Origin of the sequence: Fibrobacter sp. (assembly GCF_017545445.1) — a bacterium.
GTDB lineage: Bacteria > Fibrobacterota > Fibrobacteria > Fibrobacterales > Fibrobacteraceae > Fibrobacter.
Genome location: NZ_JAFWOM010000056.1, coordinates 1 through 2105 on the forward strand (window position 1 = coordinate 1; position 2105 = coordinate 2105).

Below are 2105 nucleotides of genomic sequence, written 5' to 3' on the forward strand. Positions count from 1 at the left end.
ATCAGGCAAGGACGGCCCAGTGCTACTCCGCTTATCGACACGCATCAGCTTATAGACTCCGTGACATTCGAGGTCAAGTGAGTTTTGAAGGCGCCGCTTGAGAAAAGCGTACGCGTGACCATGTTGCAGTTCTTTGCGCCCCTTGCCGTGACGCAGGCGTGTTTCGCCTCGATGCGAACCTCCACGTCCTTGCTTCCAGTCGCGAGCATGATTACCTCGGCAATGTCGCTGCCGATTTTCTCCTGGAGCTGCAAACGCTTTCCCACCATTTCGGAAATCCTCGCGAACTTGGAGAGTCCGAGAACTTTCCCGTGCGGGATATAGCGGATTGAAACCTTCATGTCGTACATGAGGGCAAGATGGTGTTCGCAGTGGCTGAAAATCGTTATGTCGTCAACGGAAACGATTTGGCCGTCCGCATCCTGCTTGAAACACTTGCCGAACTTCTTCGCGAGCTGTGCGTTCGTGTAGTTCTGGCCTTCGAACATTTCGGCGTAGTATTTCGCGACACGTCGCGGCGTGTCCCTTAAACCTTCGCGGTCGGGGTTGTCGTTCAGCGCCTCAAGAAGCTGCCGTACAAGCTGTTCAATCTTCTTCGTCTTTATCATATTGCGCCAGGTTCCCCTCGCTTTCCTGAATAACGACCTTGTGGCAGAACGGCACCTGGTCGCAAATCCATTTCGCCATGTTTTCGGCTGTCGGGTTAAAATCCACCACGTCGTTGATATAGGCGTGGTCGAGCTTTTCCATGATTATCTTCTTGATGTGCGTGAAGTCGATAACCATTCCGTCCTTGTCGAGCGTCTTGCTCTTGCAGAAAATGGTCACAAGCCAGTTATGGCCGTGAAGGTTGCTGCACTTGCTCGGATAAGGGAGTTCCAGACGGTGTGCTCCCGAAATTTCCAGTCTCTTGCATACTCGATACATTGCTTTCTCCTATGGGAATGGGCAGGAAGAATCCCGCCCTTGAAACGAAACAGGCTACTCGATACCGATGAACTTGTGCCATTGAAGCGAGAGAAGCCAGCTGGGGTTTTCCTGCACCAGCTTTATGCAGTGATAGAGGTTTTCCTTGACGAGGTTGTCCCCGTCGAAGCATGGGCTAAGGCACATGCGTTTCGCAGTCTTGCAAGGGGTCGGCAGTGGGTCGCCAGCCTTTATGACGAAACGCAGTTCGTCAATGTTGTCCGGCTCGATGCGCGAAGTCTTGGGACTACAGACGATGTAGTCGATGCCCTGCGGAACCTTGTGCGTTCCGTTTGTCTCGATGGACTTGTACCAGCCATCAAATGCTTTTATGAGTTCATCGTCCAGCTGCAAGGTGGGTTCACCACCGCAGAAAGAAACGCTCCTGCAATTTCCCGCGATGGAAAGACAGGTCTGGATAATCTGTTCGGCGGTCATTTCGTCGAAGGGTTCGTGGTCGGTGTCGCAGAAGGGACACTTCATGTTGCATCCGCTGAAACGCACGAAAACCTGTGGCGTTCCCACGCGCTTTCCTTCGCCCTGGATGCTAAAGAATATCTTGTTTATCCTGTAGATTTTTTTCATCAGATGATTTCCCCTATGGCCAAGGCCCTTTTGCGCTGCAAGCAGCTGTCGCACTTGCCGCAGTGATTTTTCCCGTTCCTGTAGCAGCTCCAGGTGTTCTTCTCGTAATCGACGCCGATTTTGCGTCCCAGCTTGACGATTTCGCTCTTGCAAATCCTTGAGAAAGGCGCGTGAATCTTGACATTGAAACCGGGCGCTGTACCGGCGTTTGCAGCCTTTTCGAACGCCTTAACGAATGAATATGTGTCGTCGGGGTATTGTCCGCTTGCAAGCCCGTTGAAACCGCCGTAAATGTCGTTTATGCCGTTGACCTCCGCGAACATGACCGCGTAGGAAAGCAGGATGCCGTTTCTGAACTCCACGTAGCTTGTGGGAGTCGCGGAATCAATCTGCTCGAAGCTGCGGTTTTCGCTTATCCTGGACTTGGAAATGAGGGAACACTTGCTTCCCGTAAATCCGAGGTCGATGGAAACGATTTTGTAGGGCTGTTTCAGCCGCTTCGCGTTGGATGCCGCCACCGCGATTTCCTTGTGCAGACTCTGCTTGTAGTCGAA

At 52.4% G+C, this 2105-nt stretch carries 4 protein-coding genes; all 4 read right to left on the minus strand.

The annotated features are described in order from the left end of the window. Positions 1–44: 44 nt before the first annotated feature. A complete protein-coding gene (folE, locus tag IKG78_RS06155; RefSeq protein ID WP_170930520.1) occupies positions 45–605 on the minus strand; it encodes a GTP cyclohydrolase I in 561 nt (186 codons plus the stop codon). After that, positions 586–927, minus strand: coding sequence for a 6-carboxytetrahydropterin synthase QueD (gene queD / locus IKG78_RS06160; protein ID WP_073321133.1), 342 nt, complete (start codon positions 925–927; stop codon positions 586–588). The genes folE and queD overlap by 20 nt, the downstream gene beginning before the upstream one ends. 54 nt (positions 928–981) lie before the next feature. Then, positions 982–1551 (minus strand): 7-carboxy-7-deazaguanine synthase QueE, encoded by a 570-nt coding sequence (locus IKG78_RS06165; protein WP_290941003.1) that lies wholly within the window; start codon positions 1549–1551, stop codon positions 982–984. Then, positions 1551–2105, minus strand: a 555-nt coding sequence (locus tag IKG78_RS06170; protein ID WP_290941006.1) for a 7-cyano-7-deazaguanine synthase, incomplete at its 5' end; no start/stop codon positions are given. The genes IKG78_RS06170 and IKG78_RS06165, both read right to left, overlap by 1 nt.